At 72.6% G+C, this 13,996-nt stretch carries 13 protein-coding genes and 1 pseudogene; 5 read left to right on the top strand and 9 right to left on the bottom strand.

The genetic code is table 11. The features are described 5' to 3' along the window. The first annotated feature begins 106 nt into the window (after positions 1-106). On the top strand, positions 107-1,555 hold the full coding sequence (locus DQ244_RS00245; protein ID WP_113809500.1) for a sensor domain-containing diguanylate cyclase: 1,449 nt from the start codon (positions 107-109) through the stop codon (positions 1,553-1,555). 97 nt (positions 1,556-1,652) lie between these two features. Continuing rightward, positions 1,653-2,246, top strand: coding sequence for a TMEM165/GDT1 family protein (locus tag DQ244_RS00240; protein ID WP_113809499.1), 594 nt, complete (start codon positions 1,653-1,655; stop codon positions 2,244-2,246). A 3-nt stretch (positions 2,247-2,249) separates the two neighbouring features. Here DQ244_RS00240 and DQ244_RS00235 read toward each other — a convergent pair whose 3' ends face one another. Genes DQ244_RS00235 through DQ244_RS00215 form a run of 5 tightly spaced genes read right to left on the bottom strand, consistent with a single transcriptional unit; the run spans position 2,250 to position 6,573 of the window. Next, complete coding sequence (locus tag DQ244_RS00235; protein ID WP_113809498.1) at positions 2,250-2,954, bottom strand: class I SAM-dependent methyltransferase; 705 nt, start codon at positions 2,952-2,954, stop codon at positions 2,250-2,252. An 11-nt stretch (positions 2,955-2,965) separates the two neighbouring features. After that, positions 2,966-3,946, bottom strand: coding sequence for a glycine betaine ABC transporter substrate-binding protein (locus DQ244_RS00230; protein WP_113810548.1), 981 nt, complete (start codon positions 3,944-3,946; stop codon positions 2,966-2,968). After that, positions 3,946-4,761 carry an ABC transporter permease gene (locus DQ244_RS00225; RefSeq protein WP_113809497.1) on the bottom strand — a complete coding sequence of 272 codons (816 nt, stop codon included), beginning with the start codon at positions 4,759-4,761 and terminating at the stop codon, positions 3,946-3,948. Before DQ244_RS00225 ends, DQ244_RS00230 begins: the two co-directional genes overlap by 1 nt. Further along, positions 4,758-5,939 carry an ABC transporter ATP-binding protein gene (locus tag DQ244_RS00220; protein ID WP_113809496.1) on the bottom strand — a complete coding sequence of 394 codons (1,182 nt, stop codon included), beginning with the start codon at positions 5,937-5,939 and terminating at the stop codon, positions 4,758-4,760. Before DQ244_RS00220 ends, DQ244_RS00225 begins: the two co-directional genes overlap by 4 nt. Continuing rightward, positions 5,932-6,573: an ABC transporter permease gene (locus DQ244_RS00215; RefSeq protein WP_113809495.1), complete on the bottom strand. Its 642-nt coding sequence runs from the start codon at positions 6,571-6,573 to the stop codon at positions 5,932-5,934. The genes DQ244_RS00220 and DQ244_RS00215 overlap by 8 nt, the downstream gene beginning before the upstream one ends. 250 nt (positions 6,574-6,823) lie before the next feature. Between DQ244_RS00215 and DQ244_RS20015 the strand changes: the two are divergent. After that, positions 6,824-6,901: pseudogene (locus DQ244_RS20015) on the top strand (MerR family DNA-binding transcriptional regulator); the annotation flags it as partial. Positions 6,902-6,912: 11 nt separating this feature from the next. On the opposite strand, the gene DQ244_RS19510 reads toward DQ244_RS20015, so the two are convergent. After that, positions 6,913-7,722 (bottom strand): hypothetical protein, encoded by an 810-nt coding sequence (locus tag DQ244_RS19510; RefSeq protein WP_199580254.1) that lies wholly within the window; start codon positions 7,720-7,722, stop codon positions 6,913-6,915. A 139-nt stretch (positions 7,723-7,861) separates the two neighbouring features. Next, on the bottom strand, positions 7,862-8,974 hold the full coding sequence (locus tag DQ244_RS00205; RefSeq protein WP_199580086.1) for a DUF262 domain-containing protein: 1,113 nt from the start codon (positions 8,972-8,974) through the stop codon (positions 7,862-7,864). Positions 8,975-9,091: 117 nt separating this feature from the next. Here DQ244_RS00205 and DQ244_RS00200 point away from each other — a divergent pair, with 117 nt between their 5' ends. Beyond that, positions 9,092-9,844 (top strand): MerR family transcriptional regulator, encoded by a 753-nt coding sequence (locus tag DQ244_RS00200; RefSeq protein WP_199580085.1) that lies wholly within the window; start codon positions 9,092-9,094, stop codon positions 9,842-9,844. 40 nt (positions 9,845-9,884) lie between these two features. On the opposite strand, the gene DQ244_RS00195 is transcribed toward DQ244_RS00200, so the two are convergent. Together DQ244_RS00195 and DQ244_RS00190 are read right to left on the bottom strand one after the other, a co-directional pair. Continuing rightward, the gene (locus DQ244_RS00195; RefSeq protein ID WP_113809494.1) at positions 9,885-10,679 is read right to left on the bottom strand and encodes a methyltransferase domain-containing protein; all 795 of its coding nucleotides are present in this window, start codon (positions 10,677-10,679) and stop codon (positions 9,885-9,887) included. Positions 10,680-10,737: 58 nt separating this feature from the next. After that, positions 10,738-12,240, bottom strand: coding sequence for a glycerol-3-phosphate dehydrogenase/oxidase (locus DQ244_RS00190; protein ID WP_113809493.1), 1,503 nt, complete (start codon positions 12,238-12,240; stop codon positions 10,738-10,740). 38 nt (positions 12,241-12,278) lie between these two features. Here DQ244_RS00190 and DQ244_RS00185 point away from each other — a divergent pair, with 38 nt between their 5' ends. Continuing rightward, a complete protein-coding gene (locus DQ244_RS00185) occupies positions 12,279-13,940 on the top strand; it encodes an FAD-binding oxidoreductase (protein WP_113809492.1) in 1,662 nt (553 codons plus the stop codon). Positions 13,941-13,996 lie beyond the last annotated feature (56 nt).

Here is a 13,996-nt window from a genome sequence, read left to right as displayed (position 1 = left end):
CGGCCAGTTACCCCTCCGGGGGAGACCGGCCGCAGATGCTCAACATCGGAACCGCAACGGCCGTTGCGGAACTGAACGGACCGCCCCACCCCGGAAGGACGTCAGGATGAGCAGCACGACGGAGCCCGCACCGGTGCTCGGCCGTCCTGCTGCCGACCTCCCGGACCTCGACCTGCCCGCCACGGACGCCGACCCCGCGCTCGAAGGGCTCGTGCGGGTGGCCGCCGCGGTCACCGGCATGACGCGCGCCTCGGTCATCACCATGGACACCGCGGTCATGCACGTGCTGGCCGTGCACGGTTTCCGCGGGGCGTCCTGGCCGCGCAAGGGCTCGATGGTCGAGACGCTGATGCTCCGCGGCCCCGGCGTGCAGACCGCCGACGACGTGACCGAGGACTCCCGGTTCGCGCTCAGCCCCTGGGTGGACGGCCGCCGCGGCGGTATCCGCGCCTTCGCCTGCGCCCCCGTCGACGTCGACGGCCGCACCGTCGCCGCGCTCTGCGTGTTCGACCACGAGCCGCACACCTTCACCGACGCCGACCGGGAGCGGCTGGCCGAGGTCGGCACCGCGGTCGCCTCCCTGCTGCGGGCGCACCAGCAGGCGCGGCAGCTCGCCGACCTGGCCGCGGCCAGCCAGCTCGCCCGCGCCGAGACCGCCCGGGCCCACGACGAGCTGTCCAGGTCCACCGCCTTCACCCGCGCACTGCTCGAGGTGCTGCCCGTCGGCGTCATCGGCGGCGACGCCGACGGGCGCGTCACCCTCTTCAACGCTGCCGCCCGCGACTGGCACGGCCTCGACGCGGACCCGACCGTGGCCGTCGAGGACATCCCGGGCGCGTTCGGGCTCACCGACGTGGACGGCGCCCCGCTCGCCTACCAGGACGTCCCGTTCAGCCGCGTCTACACCGAAGGCCGCGTGGACGACGCCGAGATGGGCATCGCCCTCCCGGGCCGGCCGCTGCGCCGCGTCTCGGGCTCCGGGGTCCAGGTGCACGACGACGAGGGCCGCATGACCGGCATCGTCGTCGCCCTCACCGACGTCACGGAGCAGCGGGCGCTGGAGGCCGCGCTGCGCGAGGCGGCGCTGCACGACCCGCTGACCGGGCTGCCCAACCGCAACCTGCTCCTGGACCGGCTGGACCAGAGCCTGGCCGCGGCCGAGCGCGCCCAGCGCCGGATGGCGGTCCTCTACTGCGACCTGGACGGCTTCAAGCCGGTCAACGACTCCGCCGGCCACGCCGCCGGTGACGAGGTCCTCGTGGAGGCGTCCCGCCGGCTGGCCGCGGCGATCCGCCCCGGCGACACGGTGGCGCGCATCGGCGGCGACGAGTTCGTCGTCCTCTGCCCCGAGGTGGGCAGCGAGCAGGCCGCGCAGGTCATCGCCGACCGCATCACCGCCGCGTTCGAGCAGCCGCTGCGCCGCACGAACGGCGCGGAGCACGCCGTCGGCATCAGCATCGGGGTCGCCCTCTGCGGCCCGGGCGACACCGCGGACACGGCCCTGGCCACCTCCGACGCCGCCATGTACCGGGTGAAGGCGACCCGGAAGCGCTAGCCCGCGGCGGGCCCCGGAACCGGCCCGCTACCGTGGTCGGCCGAGAGATCGTCTGCCCGAGCCCCGCCCGGCAGCGCCGCGCGGAGGAGGGTTCGTCGTGATCTGGTCGGTCGTCCTGGCCGCGTTCGTGCTGGTGCTCCCGGTCGAGCTGCCCGACAAGACGCTGTTCGCCAGCCTCGTGCTGGCCACCCGGTTCGCCCCGCTGCCGGTCTTCGTCGGCGTCGGCACGGCGTTCGGCCTGCAGGTCGCGATCGCCGTCACCGCGGGGTCCCTGCTCTCGCTGCTGCCCGAGGCGCTGGTCACCGGCGTCGTGGCGCTGCTGTTCCTGGTCGGCGCGGTCATCCTCTGGCGCAGCGCCGGCGACGTCGAGGACGGCGGGGAGGCGGCGGACACCCGCGAGGAGACGTCGTTCCTGCGCGCGGCGGCGATCTCGTTCGGCGTGCTGTTCGCCGCGGAGTGGGGCGACCTGTCGCAGCTGGCGACCGCGGGCCTGGCCGCCCGCTACGAGGAGCCGCTGTCGGTGTTCGTCGGCGCCTGGGCCGCGCTGCTCGTCGTCTCCGGGCTGGCGGTGTTCCTGGGCAAGAAGCTCGCCGACCGGCTGCCGATCCCGCTGATCCGCCGGGTGGCCGCCGCCCTGTTCCTGGTGTTCGCCGTCGTCGCCGTCGTGGAGACCGTCCGCGCGCTCGTCTGAGCGTCAGGCGGGCCGGGCCACCAGCACCCGGAACAGGTTCTCCAGCCGGTAGCCGCCGTCGCCGGTGCGGTAGGGCTCGAGCGTCTCGAGGACGGTCGAGCGCAGGCCCTCCGGGTCGGCCCGCCGCGCGGCCGCCCGCCCGACGGGCGTGGCCAGCAGCGGCTGGAGCAGCTCGTCCTCGTCGGCGTAGGAGAAGGGAACGAGCACCTCGTCGAGGCGCTCCACGGCCAGGCCCGCGCGCTCGGCCATCGCCCGCAGGCGGGCCGGCTCGCTCACCGCCGGCCCCCGCCCCGGCCGGCGCGCCGCCAGGGCCTCCTGCAGCACGCGCAGGTCGCACTCGGCATCGCGGCCCCACACGGTCGCGACCACGACGCCGCCCACCCGGCCGGCCCGGCGCAGGACCGCGACCGGATCGGCCACGTGCATCAGGAGCTGGACCGCGGTCACGACGTCGAACGGCCCGGGCGGCGGATCCTGCGCGTGCCGCACGGCGAAGGTCGCCCCGGGCACGTCCGCGGCAGCCTGCGCCACCGCATCGGCATCGAGATCGACGCCGGTCACCGCTGCTCCGCGGTCCACCGCCGCCCGGGCGAGCCGACCCGTACCGCAGCCCAGGTCGAGCAGGCGCGTGCCCGGCCCGACCGCGGCGACGTCCAGCACGGCGGAGTGCAGGGGCGCGCCCCAGCCGCGCGGTCCGTCGTCGTCCATCGCGAGCGACCCTAGCCGCGCGTGACCAGCCCCTCGGACACCATCCAGTCCAGGGCCACGTCCTCCGGCTGCTCGCCGCCGACGTCGACCCGCCGGTTGAGCTCGATCATCACCTCGTCGGTGAGCAACGGGCTGACCTGCGCGAAGACGTCGGCGATCTCCGGGTTCCGCTCGAGCACCTCGGTGAGGACCACCGGGGAGGCGTTGTAGGCCGGGAAGTAGCCGCGGTCGTCCTCGAGCACCGTCAGGTCGAGGGACTCGATGCGGCCGTCGGTCGTGAACACCTCGCCGAAGTTGCACGCCGCGGCGTCGGTCGCGGTGTAGACCGCCCCGGTGTCGAGGATGCGGACGTTGTCCCGCGGCACGCCCTGCGGATCGCCGAGCGGGATGCCGTAGGCCTCCAGCATCGGCTCGAAGCCGTCGCTGCGGGTGGCGAACTCCGACTCCACGCAGAACGTCCGCTCCTCCACCGGCAGGCCGGCGACGTCGGACAGCGTGGCGACGCCGCCCAGGTCCTCCACCGCCTCGCTGCGGACGGCGAAGGCGTAGGTGTTGTTCATGGGTGCCGGCGGCAGCCAGGTGAGCCCGTTGGCCGCGTCGGCGTCCCGGACCGCCTCGAACTGCTCCTGCTGGTCCGGGATGCCCTCGGACATCCCCAGGTAGTTCAGCCAGCCCGTGCCGGTGTACTCCCACTGCATCTCGACCTCGCCGCCGAGCATCGCCGCACGGGCGGGGGCTGCACCGGGGATGCCGCTGCGGTCGGTCACGTCGAAGCCGGCGACCTGCAGCGCGATGACGGCGATCTTGCCGAGGATCAGCGCCTCGGTGAAGTTCTTGGTGCCGACGGTGACGGCCGCGCCCTCGCCGGCGATCGGCTCGATCGCTGCGGGACCTGCATCGGGGACGAAGGTGTTGGCGCTCTGCAGGCCGCAGCCGGTGAGCAGCGCCAGCGACGACAACAGCGCCGCCGCGGCGGTGGTCGGGGTACGCATCACAGCCCCTTCGGCCGGGCGACGTGCTCGACGACCCGGCCGAGCCAGTCCGCCGCGAGCGCGAGCAGCGCGACGAGCACCGCGCCGCTGATCAGCAGGGAGTCCAGCGACAGAGTGATGCCGGTGTTGATCAGCACGCCCAGCCCGCCGCCGTCGATGAAGGTGGCCAGCGTCGCGGTGCCGACGAGCAGCACCAGCGCCGTCCGCACGCCCGCGAGCAGCACGGGGACGGCCAGCGGCAGCTCCACGCGCAGCAGGACCGACCGCGCGCTCATGCCCATGCCGCGCCCGGCCTCCACCAGCCGCGCGTCGACACCCTGCAGGCCCACCATCGTGTTGCGCAGCACCGGCAGCGCCGCGTAGATCACCAGCGCGATCACCGTCGTCCGGAACCCGAAGCCGAGCCAGGTCGCCAGCAGCACGAACAGGCCGATCGCGGGTGCTGCCTGCCCGGTGTTGGCCACGCCGATCACCAGCGGGCTGAAGCGGCGCAGCCGCGGGCGGGTCAGCGCGATGCCCAGCGGGATGGCGATCAGCAGCACGACGACCGCCGCGACCACGGTCAGGTACACGTGCTCTCGGATGCTGTTCCACAGCACGGTCGCACCCAGCTGGCGGTCCTCGGTCTCGCTCAGCTCGGCGGTGGCCCGCCAGACGAGGAAGGCCAGCACCCCGAGGCCGATCAGCGCCGGCTGCAGCGCCAGGGCCCGCCAGCCGCCGTCCCGGGCCGCGGAGTCGTCCGCCTGACGCGCGGTCTCCTCGGCGGGGACGCCGTCCGGCGCCCCGTCCGGGCGTGCCTCCGTCGCCGCGGTCACCGGGCCACCTCGGCCCGGGCCTGCTGGATGACGGCCATGACCGTCTCCACCGTCACCACGCCGGCCAGGCTGTCTCGCCGGCCGGTGACGACGACGCCGCCCTGGCTGGCCGCGAGCATGGTGTCCAGCGCGTCGTTGAGGGTGGACTGCAGCCCCACGACGGGCAGCCGCTCGTCGACGGTGACCGGCACCGTCGTCGTCCGGGACAGCTCGGCGACGGTCGGCCAGCTGATCGGCCGGCCCCGGCCGTCCAGCACCACCACGAAGTCGTCGCCGGCGGCCTGCGCCGCGGCCACGACCGCGGTCGAGTCCGCACCCGCGAGCGCCGTCGTCACCGGCTCGAGCTGCACGTCGGCCACCCGGGTGAGCGAGAGCTGCTTCAGCGTGGCGCCGGCGCCGACGAAGTCGGCCACGTAGTCCCCGGCCGGCTCGGCGAGGATCCGCTCGGGGGTGTCGTACTGCACGACGCGGGCGCCCACGTCGAAGATCGCGATCTTGTCGCCGAGCTTCAGGGCCTCGTCGAAGTCGTGGGTGACGAAGACGATGGTCTTGCCCAGCTCCTCCTGGATGCGGAGCAGCTCGTCCTGCAGGCGCTGGCGGGTGATCGGGTCGACGGCGCCGAACGGCTCGTCCATGAGCAGGACCGGCGGGTCCGCGGCCAGCGCCCGGGCGACGCCGACGCGCTGCTGCTGGCCGCCGGAGAGCTCCCGCGGGTACCGGTCGCGGTAGACGGCCGGGTCCAGGCCCACCAGGTCCAGCAGCTCGTCGACCCGCTCGGTGATCCGCTGCCGGTCCCACTTGAGCATCCGCGGGACAATGCCCACGTTCGCCGCGACCGTCATGTGCGGGAACAGGCCACCGGCCTGGATGACGTAGCCGATCCGCCGGCGCAGCTGGTCGGCGTCCTGGTCGGTGACGTCCTCGTCGCCGAGGTGGATCCGGCCGCTGGTGGGCTCGATCAGGCGGTTGAGCATCTTCAGCAGGGTGGTCTTGCCGCAGCCCGACGGGCCCACGAACATCACCGTCTCGCCCGCCGCGATCTCGAAGCTCACGTCGTCGACCGCGGCGCGGTCCTGGCCGGGGTAGCGCTTCGTCACGCCCTCGAGGCGGATGGAGACCCCGCTGATGTTCCGGTCGCCGGTGGCACCGGGCGACGGCACGGACGTTGTCTCAGACACGGATCCCCCTGGGGGTGGTGAGCCGACCCAGCAGCACGAGCAGCAGGTCGAGGACGAGGGCCAGCAGGACGATGGCGATCGTCCCGGTGAGCGCGGAGTTGAGGGCGTTGGCGCCGCCCAGGCGGGACAGGCCCGAGAAGATGAAGCCGCCGAGCCCCGGGCCGAGCACGTAGGCGGCGATCGCGGCGATGCCCATGACCATCTGCGTGGACACGCGGACGCCGGCGAGGATGACCGGCCAGGCGAGCGGGAGCTCCACGCGCAGCAGGGTGGCCGCGCGGGTCATCCCGATCCCCCGGGCGGACTCGACGGTGGCCCGGTCGACGCCGGCCAGGCCCACCACGGCGTTCCGCAGCACCGGCAGCGCGGCGTAGAAGGTCACGGCGATCACCGCGGGGGTGATCCCGAAACCGAACGGGGCCAGCAGGATGCCCAGCAGCGCGAAGGCCGGGATCGTGAGCCCCACCGCCGAGACGCCGTTGGCCAGCGCCGTCGCCGACCGGTTCCGGTACACCAGCACGGCGACCCCGACGCCGATCGCCGACCCCAGCAGCACGCACTGGACCACCAGGCTCAGGTGCTGGAACGCCTGGTAGGCGATCAGCCCCCAGCGCTCGATCACGTAGTCGACCATGCAGCCGCCACCTCTCCTGGCCACGGCGGGCCGTCCGGTCGTCGTCGGTGGTCGGTACGGGGGTGGGGGCGATCCGGTCGGGTCGCGCCACCAGTGCTCCGGTCCTCGACCGTTGCACAGACCGGCGAGGCGTGGAGGGTCGAAGATCGTGACGGTTCGGCAACGGTCCCCCGGAAGGGCGACCGAACGCGCTTGACCCTGACGCAACGTGAGGCCGCAGGCTCACCGCGTCAAGGGAGGAGGGATCCCGATGAACGTGGGAGAGGTCGCCGCGCTGGCCGGCGTCACGGTGCGCACCCTGCACCACTACGACCGGATCGGGCTGTTGGCCCTGTCAAGTCACGGAAGATCGGTCGTTGTCCAGTCGGAGACCGACCCATCTCTTTCCAAGAACAGGAGAACATCCCCCGTCTTTGCCCGCTTGCTTAGCAGCGCGGCCTTCACATCCACCAATGAGCCTACAGGTCTGGTACCGCGCTGATTTCCCACCTTCAGCTCGCGCCACTCGTCTCCGTGCAATCTAGTCACAGTGCGCAGTCCAATAGACGACACCTTGACAGCCTTTCCCTGCCTGAAATCAGCATCGGAGCGGTGCCCCGCCGCCGCACCACGGCTAATCAGCACGTCGAAGGCTAGAGCAAGCGTCACCAGATCGTTGGGCATCGATCGTAGTGATACCGCAGGAATCCCCGGACTCGGCGCATGAGCCGCGCTGTGCCTATTTCTAGCCAAGGATTGAAGCAGCTCTTTCACAGTCCCCTGCAGCGGAAGTCCGAACCTCTTGATGATGCTAGTCATCGACTCAAACGGCTTCTCTATAGTAACGGCCTGCAGAATGTCCACCAGATCTTCGGCCTGCATATTCGACCCCGCCCACCGGAATGTTAGTTCGGAGAGCTGCATTCCGCCATTACGCCTCGTGATCCACGATACCGCGGTGTCCTCGAGCAAGGCGAGCGCTGCCGCGGTCCCGTTGGTCTTATTCAGGCGCGCCGCCTCACCACCGAGCATCGATGCCACGCCCATCGTCGACCGCCGCAGAAGTCCCTCAGGCAGCTGCGCCCACCCCCCGTAACCTGCGCTGATGTGATTAAGCGCCTCAAGGCTCCTCGCTCGAACGAATTCCTCAAGTACCGTATAGACCTGCACGGCCAATCCGTTGCGTAGTAGTGAGGAAGCGTCGGCTGCGACAGTAGTGGTACTGGTTGAGACGAACGCAGGATTATCCACAGCCTCACGAATTGCTCTGATGCGATTCCAGAGCGTTGTTCGGGCGGCGCTCGACACGTTAGCTCAAGCCCACAGCAGCTAGGAGAGCCGCCTTCAGTTCACTAATCCGGTACTGCACTCGACTCGGCGTGTTCGTGGCTTGTCGGACCGCCTCGTCGAATCGTGAACTCTTAAATAGGGCGGCAACAATCCTTGCCGGCTTTTCAGTGCCCGCCAGGCGCGCAAGGCGTCGAGGCCCGAGCTCAGCAACGCTGACCATCTGGGCATCGAACATTCCCGCCAGCGCCTGATCACGCCACCCAGCGCCGACGGGCCTCTTGAAGGAGAGGTCCCCCCAGAGTAGCTCGCAAGTGGCTATCGCGTGATCAAACCTTTCGCGCAGTTCATGCAACTTCTCCGGTGCGGCAAACTGATTCCTCGCCATGAAGTCGTCCATCGATCGACTTAGGTCCCCACTAAACGCCTGCCACTCCTCGGAGAGAGTTAAGAAGCGAAGAACCCAGTCTGCGTCTTGCATATTCTTGTACGCGGGAGACTTAGAGTCCTGAGCTTTGATCTGCCTGAGAAAGAAGGCATTCCCCGCAAGTTCGTACACCAAGTCGTTAAGCGGACCCCGGAACACGACATTACGGAGCTCCTGCGCATTCAGAACTTCGCCTCCCGTATTGAGGCGGTGAAACACCACATACTTCAGGTGGTCGGCAGACTGCCTCAGTAACGCCACCGCGCGGAGGGGGCGCATCTCCAGCGTCCGCAGCATCTCGGGGGGAAGCGACTCGGCCCTCAACCCGTTGATGCCCGGTATCTCACGCAGACCGCGGAGCGGGAACTTGCCAGTGAGGTAGTCGCTCACCGCGGTAATCCGTTGCTTACCGTCAATGACGGCGTACCTACCAAGCGACTCCTCGGCCAGGTACACCGGCGGGACGGGGATATTCATCAGGAAAGACTCGACCAGAGCTGACTGCTGGTCGGTGCCCCAGCGGTCGCGACGCTGGAACTGGGGCGCGACGTCGATGGCGCCACTCTGGACCATGTCCGCCACAGTTCGCAGGGCCAGGTCGTTGTTCTGAAGGACGAGTTCTGCTTGAGCATCGCGGAAGCGTTTCAGTGCCGCACCCATGCTGGTCTCGGGGGAAGTCATCTCCGAGTCATCTGCGGCGCGGGTCACAGCAGGTATCTAACCGCACGAGATTGCCACTGCCCGGGGCGTAAGCCGTACAAGGTGCTTGACCCCGACGCTGCGTCAGGCCCCAGGCTCGTCGTCGTCAAGGGAGGAGGGATCCCGATGAACGTGGGAGAGGTCGCCGCGCTGGCCGGCGTCACGGTGCGCACCCTGCACCACTACGACCGGATCGGGCTGCTGCAGCCGTCCGGGCGGACGGCGGCCGGTTACCGGCAGTACGCGCCGGCCGATCTGGAGCGGCTGCACCGCGTGCTGCTCTACCGCGAGCTCGGGTTCCCCCTCGAGGAGGTCGCGACCCTGCTGTCCGGGGACGCCGATCCCGCCGAGCACCTGCGCCGGCAGCACCGGCTGCTCCGGGACCGGCTGGAGCGGACGACGGCGATGGTCGCGGCCGTCGAGAAGGAGATGGAGGCACGATCCATGGGGATCTCGCTCACGCCGGAGGAGCGGTTCGAGGTGTTCGGCGACTGGCTGCCCGAGGAGTACGCGGCCGAGGCCGAGGAGAAGTGGGGCGAGACCGAGGCCTGGGCGCAGTCCCAGCAGCGGACCCGCGCCATGACCAAGGACGACTGGCTGCGGGTCAAGGCCGAGGGCGACGACGTGGAGGCCCGGTTCGCCGGGGCGCTGCGGTCGGGCGTCGCGGCCGACTCGGAGCAGGCGATGGACCTGGCCGAGGAGCACCGGCAGCAGATCAGCCGGAACTTCTACGACTGCGGGTACGAGATGCACGCCGGGCTGGGCCGGATGTACCTCGAGGACGAGCGCTTCACCGCGTACTACGAGCGGATCGCGCCCGGGCTCGCGCAGTTCGTGAGCGCCGCGATCCAGGCGAACGCCGCCCGCCACGGGGCCTGACGCCGTCCGAGAGGGGCCGACGTGGCCATGTCGGCCCCTCTCAGCGGCGGATGAGCAGCTCGCCGTGCAGCATGCCGAGCCAGCCGTCGTCGGCGTCGCGCCACCGCAGCCAGGCGGCGGCGATCGCGTCGAGCTCCGCGGCGTCGGCCAGCCCGTAGGCGACGGCCTGCTCGGCGAAGGACGACGCCGTCGCACGGCCGGCCCACGAGTTCCCCCACCACGCCCGCTCGTCGGGTGTGGCGAAGCACCAGGACGACGTCGTCGCGGTGACCTCGCGCAGGCCGGCGGCGTGCGCCCAGGAGAGCAGCCGCCGGCCGGCGTCGGGCTCGGCGTCGTTCGCCCGCGCCACCTGCGCGTACAGCTCCAGCCAGCGGTCGAGGCCGTCGTCCAGCGGGAACCAGGTGGTCGCCGCGTAGTCCACGTCCCGGACGGCGATCACCCCGCCGGGGCGGCAGACGCGGGCCATCTCGCGCAGCGCCGCGACCGGATCGGTGAGGTGCTGGAGCACCTGGTGGGCGTGCACCACGTCGAACGAGGCGTCGGGCAGGTCGAGGGCGTAGCCGTCGCCGACCGCGAAGGTCACCTCCACGCCGGCCCGGGCGGCGGCCTCCCGGGCCTCGGCCAGCGGATCGGCCGACACGTCCAGGCCGAGGACCCGGCCCGGCGCCACCCGCGCGGCGAGGTCGACGGTGATCGTGCCGGGACCGCAGCCCACGTCGAGCAGGTCGAGGCCCGGGCGCAGCGCCGGCAGCAGGTAGGCCGCCGAGTTCTCCGCCGTGCGCCAGCGGTGCGACTGCAGGACCGGCTCGGCGTGCCCGTGCGTGTAGGTGTCCACGACGGGGATCGTGCTCCGCAGGGTCCACCCAGTGGAACACCTTTCCCATGCGCTGGGATCAGGCCTCGGCGAGCACCTGCTCCGCGACGGGCACCGCGCGCTCGCGGTCGGCCGGCACCAGGCCGATCCGGGTGCGCCGGTCGAGCAGGTCCGCCACCGTCCGCGCCCCCTCGTGCCGGACGGCGAACCGCAGCTCCCCCACCGTCTCCGGGCGCCCGGCCACGACGAGCGCCGGCCCGAGCGCCTCGACCAGCGGCGCCTCGGTGCCGTAGCGGGCGACCAGCCGCTCGGGCGCTCCCACCCGGTCCAGCACCAGCCGCGGTGCGGCACCGACCAGTGGCAGTCGGTCCGTCGTCGTCCGTGCCGCCCCTCGGCCCAGCCGCGCCACGACGGCGTCCACGGTCTCCTCGGCCATGGCCCGGTAGGTCGTGAGCTTCCCGCCGACGACCGAGAGGACCGGTCCGTCCCACCGGAGCAGGTGCTTGCGGGAGAGGTCGGCGGTGGCGTCGCCCGGGCCGGTGCCCGCGGACTCGGGCAGCACCAGCGGCCGGTAGCCGGCGTAGGCGCCGACGAGGTCGCCGCGGCCCAGCGGCTCGGTGAGCACCTGGTTCACCGTGTCGAGGAGCTGCTGCACCTCGGCGTCGGAGGGCTGCGGGTCGTCCCCGGGCACGGGTCCCTCGACCGGCTCGTCGGTGAGCCCCAGGTAGACCAGGCCCTCGCGCTGCGGCAGCGCGAACACGTACCGGGACCGGGAGCCGGGCAGCGGGACGGTCAGCGTCGCGGACGGCGAGCCGAGCCGGTCGGCCGGCACCACCAGGTGCGAGCCGCGCGAGGGCACCAGCCGGATGCCGGGGGCCAGCTGCTGGGACCAGACGCCGGCGGCGTTGACCACCACACCGGCGCGCAGCCGCAGCTCTCCCCCGTCCACCCGCACGTGCACGTCCGCGCCGTCGACGGCGACGCCCTCGGCGCCGGTCACGATGCGTGCACCGTGGGCGGCCGCCGTTCGGGCCAGGGCGACCACCAGCCGGGCGTCGTCGGTCAGCTGCCCGTCCCAGAAGACGACGCCGCCCGCGCCCGGCCGCACACCGGGCGTCATCCGCGCCACGTCGTCGGCCCGCACGCGGCGCGTCGCGGGCAGCGAGCCCCGGCCGCCGGGCACCGACAGGCGCACCGCGTCGCCCAGCCGGCCGCCGAGCCCGGCCAGCGCGCTCACGTCGCGGCCGGCGGCGTCGGGGACGAGGAACGGCAGGGGCCGGACCAGGTGCGGCGCGGTCGTGCCCATGAGGACGGCGCGCTCGCGGGCGCTCTCCCGCGCCAGGCCGATCTCGCCGTGGGCCAGGTAGCGCAGGCCGCCGTGGACGAGCTTCGACGACCAGCGGCTGGTGCCGGCGGCGAGGTCGGCGCGCTCGAACAGCGCCACCGAGAGCCCGCGCGAGGCGGCGTCCAGGGCGACCCCGGCGCCGGTGACACCGCCGCCGACGACCACGACGTCGATCTCTGCACCGGCCAGCTGCACGAGGTCCCGGGTACGCCGCTCGGGCGACAGGGACCCGATCACCTGGCCACCTCCCTGAGATGCACCGGCAGACTGTAGCCGTGCCCGAGCAGCCGGAACTGACGATCCAGGGATGGGGCCCTGCCCCCACCGGACCCGCTGAGCGGGACCCCGACGGCCTCGACGGGGCGCTCACCAAGGCCGCCCGCCGCCACCTGGTCCGCGAACTGGGCTGGACGCCGCGGTCCACCCCGCCGGTGCCCGTCGAGGAGATCCGGCTGGCCCCGAGCCGGCTGCCGGCCGACGCGCACGCCGCCCTGGTGGGCCTCCTCGGTGCCGACAACGTTCGCACCGACCGGGAGTCGCGGCTGCGCCGCGCGGGCGGCAAGAGCTACCTGGACCTGCTGCGCCGCCGCGAGGGCGACGCCTCCGACGCGCCCTGCGCCGTCGTCCTGCCGGGCACCACGGAGGAGACGGCGGCACTGCTGGCCCTCTGCAGCGAGCACGGCATCGTCGTCGTCCCCTTCGGCGGCGGGACCAGCGTCGTCGGCGGGCTTGCCGGGGTGGACCCGGACGACCGACCGGCGGTCGCGGTCGACCTCGGGCGCATGTCGTCGGTGCAGGCCCTGGACGTGCCGTCGTCGATGGTCACCGTCGGCCCCGGCATGCGGGGACCGGCGCTGGAGCAGGCGCTGGGCCGCGAGGGGCTGACCTTCGGCCACCTGCCGCAGAGCTGGGAGTTCGCCACCATGGGCGGCTACGCCGCGACCCGCTCGGCCGGCCAGGCCTCCACCGGCGTCGGTCGGTTCGACGAGCTGGTCGCCGGGCTGACCCTCGCCACGCCCACGGGCGTGCTGGAGCTCGGTTCCCCGCCGGCGACCGCGGCCGGCCCCGACCTGCTCGGCCTGGCGCTGGGCTCGGAGGGGACCCTCGGCGTCATCACCGAGGTGACGCTGCGGGTGCGCCCGAAGCCGGCGGTCGCCGCCTACGAGGGCTGGTCCTTCCGCACCTGGCCGGCCGGGCTCGCTGCGCTGCAGAACCTGGCCCGGCACGACCTGCTGCCCGACGTCGTGCGGCTGTCGGACCCCGACGAGACCCGCGCCAACCTGCTCATGGCCGGTGGCTCCGGCGCCAAGGCGCTGCGCGGCAGCCTCAAGGTGCGCGGGCACGGCGAGGGCTGCCTGCTGCTGGTCGGCTGGGAGGGGCTGCCCGACCTCGTGCGGGCCCGCAAGCGCGCCGCGTCGTCGCTGCTGCGCGACGGTGGCGCGGTGCGGTTGGGCCGCCGGGTCGCCGAGTCGTGGCGGTCGCACCGCTTCGGGGCGCCGTACACCCGCGACAAGCTGATGGACGGCGGCCTGCTGGTCGAGACGCTGGAGACCGCGGCCACCTGGTCGGCGCTGCCCACCGTCTACGACGCCACGCGCCGTGCGCTGCGGGAGTCGCTCACCCGCGGCGGTCACCAGCCGCTGGTGATGAGCCACGTCTCGCACGGCTACCCGACCGGCGCCTCGCTCTACCTGACCGTGATCGCCGACCGGGACGACGCGCTGCCGATCCAGCAGTGGCTGACCGCGAAGCGCGCGGCCACCGACGCGCTGCTGGCCGCCGGCGGCACGCTCACCCACCACCACGCGGTCGGCGCCGACCACCGCCCCTGGCTGGAGCGCGAGATCGGGCCGCTCGGCGTGAAGGTGCTGCGCGCGGTGAAGGCCGAGCTGGACCCGAAGGGCATCTGCAACCCCGGCGTCCTGCTCCCCGACTGAGGAAGGACCCTCGTGCCCCCCACCGCTCGCACGCTCGCGGCGGGCCCCTGCACGAG

The sequence above is a fragment of the Blastococcus sp. TBT05-19 genome (genome assembly GCF_003319095.1).
Taxonomy (GTDB): Bacteria; Actinomycetota; Actinomycetes; order Mycobacteriales; family Geodermatophilaceae; genus Blastococcus.
This window is presented reverse-complemented; position numbering and strand designations above follow the sequence as displayed.

Bases quoted from the DNA above. Each gene is read 5' to 3' on its own strand.
- DQ244_RS00245 (WP_113809500.1), top strand. From the start codon at position 107: ATGAGCAGCACGACGGAGCCCGCACCGGTGCTCGGCCGTCCTGCTGCC.
- DQ244_RS00200 (WP_199580085.1), top strand. From the start codon at position 9,092: ATGAACGTGGGAGAGGTCGCCGCGCTGGCCGGCGTCACGGTGCGCACC.
- DQ244_RS00235 (WP_113809498.1), bottom strand. From the start codon at position 2,954: ATGGACGACGACGGACCGCGCGGCTGGGGCGCGCCCCTGCACTCCGCC.
- DQ244_RS00230 (WP_113810548.1), bottom strand. From the start codon at position 3,946: ATGCGTACCCCGACCACCGCCGCGGCGGCGCTGTTGTCGTCGCTGGCG.
- DQ244_RS00215 (WP_113809495.1), bottom strand. From the start codon at position 6,573: ATGGTCGACTACGTGATCGAGCGCTGGGGGCTGATCGCCTACCAGGCG.